Source organism: Amycolatopsis sp. NPDC043889 (assembly GCF_056435645.1).
The window spans coordinates 1-3,982 of record NZ_JBWKEC010000035.1 but is presented as its reverse complement, the minus strand read 5'-3'; the positions used below and the strand labels follow the sequence as shown (position 1 = coordinate 3,982).

4 protein-coding genes are annotated in these 3,982 nt (G+C 69.4%); 3 read left to right on the top strand and 1 reads right to left on the bottom strand.

Annotation, left to right across the window (positions count from 1 at the left end):
• Window positions 1–510 precede the first annotated feature (510 nt).
• Window positions 511–924 carry a hypothetical protein gene (locus AC0685_RS37385; protein ID WP_478229798.1) on the bottom strand — a complete coding sequence of 138 codons (414 nt, stop codon included), beginning with the start codon at window positions 922–924 and terminating at the stop codon, window positions 511–513.
• Window positions 925–1,109: 185 nt separating this feature from the next.
• On the opposite strand from AC0685_RS37385, the gene AC0685_RS37380 reads away from it, so the two are divergent.
• From AC0685_RS37380 to AC0685_RS37370, 3 genes are all read left to right on the top strand, one after another.
• On the top strand, window positions 1,110–1,823 hold the full coding sequence (locus AC0685_RS37380) for a Crp/Fnr family transcriptional regulator (RefSeq protein WP_478229797.1): 714 nt from the start codon (window positions 1,110–1,112) through the stop codon (window positions 1,821–1,823).
• 77 nt (window positions 1,824–1,900) lie between these two features.
• Window positions 1,901–2,098 carry a hypothetical protein gene (locus AC0685_RS37375; protein WP_340684921.1) on the top strand — a complete coding sequence of 66 codons (198 nt, stop codon included), beginning with the start codon at window positions 1,901–1,903 and terminating at the stop codon, window positions 2,096–2,098.
• A 26-nt stretch (window positions 2,099–2,124) separates the two neighbouring features.
• A complete protein-coding gene (locus AC0685_RS37370; protein WP_478229796.1) occupies window positions 2,125–3,915 on the top strand; it encodes an aKG-HExxH-type peptide beta-hydroxylase in 1,791 nt (596 codons plus the stop codon).
• The last annotated feature ends 67 nt before the right edge of the window (window positions 3,916–3,982 follow it).

The following is a 3,982-nucleotide window of genomic DNA, read 5'->3' as shown; positions in this document are numbered from 1 at the left end:
AAAGCGCCTTTTTCCGGGGGGAAAGGGTGGGGCTGGGGGGGGTGGGGGGGGTTGGGGGGGGGGGTGGGGGGTGTTTTTTGGGTCCCCACCCAAACCCCCCCCCCACGACCCCCTCGCGAAATCGCCCATCCGGGCATCACTCGGACATTGAGTCAGCGGAAAGTGTCCTTGGTGGACACTCGGGGGCGCGGTCAGCTCCTGTCGGCCAGTCCAGAACCACGGCCGCGAAGGCCGCCTCTGCCTTGAGCCAGTGAAGGGGTCCTTCACCGCAGAGGCCCGAACGGCCGGTACTCGTGATCCGACGGACGACTCGCGTGATCCGGCAGACGACTCGCGCACGCCCGGGTTCCGCCGTGTGTCGTCCATCCAGTCACGCGAAACCCGCGCAACGGCACCGAACACACCGCCAGTTTCCAACTCCCCCACCGATCACGCGGCGGAAACCGTGGTGGGGGCCGCCCCCCTTGAGCGTCCCCCACCCGGTTCACCCGGCCGGCAACCGGCCGGACGTCATTTCGTGTCGCCGTCCGGACGCCCGGACAACGCCGCCACCGCGAGCACCATGACGACAGGCCAGATCACGGCCATCAACGCGATCCCGCCGACGGTGATCGCCGTGACCGAAGCCGCCGTCGCGATCAGCCCGCCGACGGGTGACACGTAACAAAATCCCAACGGGCCCAGAAAGAGCACCCACGACAACGCCACTTTCACCGATTTGGCGGGCGGGCGCGGAACCGGATACCGCCCCGGGCCGACGACCTCCTGATCGTCGCCCTGGTACCACCCGCCGGACATCAGCGGCGGGTGCGGCGCGAAGAAAGCCGGTCTTCGGCCGAACGCCTTGGGCGTCCGCGGATTCGGTACGGCCGGCTCACGCCGGTGATCCTTCGGCCGTCCCATGACACTTTCGGCGCTGCGCATGACGTCCTCCCCTGTCGCCGGCCCCAGGCCTGGTGAAGTCACCCCTTGCCTGGCACAATTACCGGTTGCGGTGCGAAACTTCCGGGTCGTTCTGCCCACTGACCATGCTGACGAGTCGGGGGAGTGGCTGATGCGTCAAATGGAACACAGCGCGAATCCGGCCCCCGGCGATCCGGAGGGCCAGGATGACCGGTTCTCCAACGGGTGATCACGGGGGCTTCGGAACCTGGGGGCGGCTGACGCCCGCGGAGCAGGCCGCTCTCCGGCGCGCGGGCCATGTGAAGGTGTGGCGGCCAGGGCAGATCCTCGCCCTCCAGGGCAGTCCGCCCACCAGTATGTTCGTCGTCCTCCACGGCTGGGTGAAGATCAGCGCCACCAACTATCGCGGCGAGGACGCGCCGCTCGCCGCCCGCGGCCCCGCGGAGATCGTGGGCGAGCTGGCACCGATCAGCGGACTCCCCCGGTCCGCCACCATGTCGGCGATCGACGAGGTGCGCACCCTCGTCGTGCCGAGGGAGAAGTTCCTCGGCGTCCTGCGGGACCGGCCGCGTATCGCGGAGGAGATCTTCCGTACCGCGGCGATCCGGCTGCAGCAGTCCGACAGGCTGCGACTCGAAGCCGGCGGGCCGGATTTCCCGCAACGCCTCGCCGCGGTCCTCCTGGAGCTGGCGTTGCAGCACGCCGTCGACTGGACGGACGGGCAGCAGGTCGATCTCCGGTTCAACCAAGGGGAATTGGCGGGCTTCGCGCGCGTCTCACGCAGCACCCTGATCCGCGGCCTCGAAGAACTCCGGCGGCTGGGTGTCGTGCGCACCGCGCGTCAGCGCGTCACCATCACCCGTCCTCGCGCCTTACGGGAATTGGCGGCCGGGCGGCCACCGCCGCCCGTCGAGGCCTGATCGGTCACGAAATCTCGGCTATCCTTGTCGAGGTTCAACTCTCGCAACCGTTTCACGGGGTGGAGGGAATCGGCACGATGAGTTCTTTCTCGGCGAACACCGAACCGGACATCGAATCGGCGTTGATCGATCTCGACGCGGTCTCCTTCACCGCGTTGCGGGAGCTGGACGGGGAAGCCTTCCGCCAGTCGGCGCACCACGTCGTCGAACGCACGACCCTCGTCCGCGCACGCTACAGAAGCGGAAACCCCTCCGGTGGCGAGCGCATCGACTGATGTCGCCGCCTGCCGAGGTTCGCCCCGTGTTCCACCGGTTGTCGTGGCGGGACTTCGACGCGCTGGCGCGCCTTGACGGCGACGAGGAAATGGCCCGGCGGCTGCGGCGGGCCGAGCGAAGCCGTCGCAAACTGCTGATCCACGCGTTGCTGACCGAGGCCACGAAGACAGTGGACCATTCGGGTCCCCTGCCACCGTTGGATTCCGCCTGGGAACTGCTCGCACGTGCGGAAGCACGAGCACCCAAGGCAGTGAACCGGATGCTCACCAATCCGTACACCGGCAGCTGGGCGGGCTACACGACTCGTTTGCTACGCAACGGAATCGACGGCATCGGCCCTTTGTGGATGCATCTGGGCCACGCGCACGCGATCGCGGCGGCAGCGGCGATCCGGGCGGAGCTCGACTTCGAGACGGCCATCCCGGCCTGGCACGGCAACGCCATGCTCCCTTCCCTGGGCATGGCGAGATTTCCCGGTACCGTGGCGTTTTCTTCGGCCATCGTACGAGGCGAGAACGGCCGGTACCTCATCTCGAACGCCGAAACGACGGTCCGCCTGCCCGGCTCGCCCGACGCCGATGCCCCGGGCTGGTGGGGAATCCGGCGAGTCCGGAGCCAGGTCGGCGCGCACCGGTTCTCCCTGTGGCTGGACGATCTCGACCCCTATCGGGGGCTCTACGAACCGGTCCCACCGGAAAGGCTGCCTGGCAAGGAATTGGCGGATTGGCAACGGCTGATCGACGAAGCGTGCCGCCTGATCACCGCCCATCTCCCCGGTTTGGCCCGCATCATGCCCGTGGGGCTCGCCTCATTGGTGCCGAAACCCCAGGTGCTCTTCCGGAATCCGAGCGCGTCGACCGGGGAGGCGTTCGGCAGCGCGGTGGTCGGCCTGCCCGCCGACGGCGCGTCCCTAGCGGAGACCTTGATCCACGAGTTCCAGCACATCGTGCTCGGCGGTCTGCTGCATCTGGTCGAATTGTACGAGCCGGATCCCCGTGAACGGATCTACGTGACGTGGCGGGATGATCCACGGCCCGTGAGCGGTGCCCTGCAAGGGGTCTACGCCTTCTTCGGGGTCACCGCGTTCTGGCGCGCGCTGGCCCATGCCGGTCACAGCCCCCGGCGCTCCGGCTTCGAATTCGCGTTCTGGCGCGAGCAGACGTGGCGCACCTTGCGGGTCCTGCGCGCGGACCCGACACTGACCGACGCCGGACGCCGGTTCCTCGATGACATAGCCGAACGCCTCGGCCCCTGGCAGGACGAGCCCGTGCCGGCGGAGGCGGGCGAACTGGCCGCGGCCGCCGGCCGGGATCACCTCGCCGGCTGGCGGGCCCGCCACCTGCGGCCGGACCCGGCCGTGGTGACCGAACTGGCGGCGGCATGGCTCAGTGGCAGGCCGAGGCCACCCGCCACACTCGACGCCCCGGACCTCCCCCCGACTCCGGTACCGGACGGAGCCTGGTCCCACGCCAGAACGGACCTGATCCGGCTCGCCGTCGGTGGCACACCGCTGTCGCCGGACGGACGCCCGCCGGCGGTGCCCGGCGCCACCGCCGCGGACCTCGCTTACACCGCGGGCGATTTCCTCGAAGCAATCCGGGGCTACCGGCGGGAACTCGCCACGGACCCGGACCGGCCGAACTCCCTGGTCGGGCTGGGCCTCGCGCTCGCCGCACGAGGCCAACACCCCGCCGCCCGCGCCTTGCTGCACTGCCCCGAACTCGTCCGGGCCGTGCATCGGCCCTTGCGAGCCGTTCCACGGCCACCGACCGTGGAACAGCTCGCCGCCTGGATCGGGCAGTTTGTTCCTGGTTGAGTCACATCAGGATCGGGTCGATGTCGCAGTTGGCGCGGGCGCCTCGGCCTGCTGCTTGTGTTCCGGG

Coding starts and splice junctions, on each gene's coding strand:
- AC0685_RS37385 (WP_478229798.1), bottom strand. CDS start 924: ATGCGCAGCGCCGAAAGTGTCATGGGACGGCCGAAGGATCACCGGCGT.
- AC0685_RS37380 (WP_478229797.1), top strand. CDS start 1,110: ATGACCGGTTCTCCAACGGGTGATCACGGGGGCTTCGGAACCTGGGGG.
- AC0685_RS37375 (WP_340684921.1), top strand. CDS start 1,901: ATGAGTTCTTTCTCGGCGAACACCGAACCGGACATCGAATCGGCGTTG.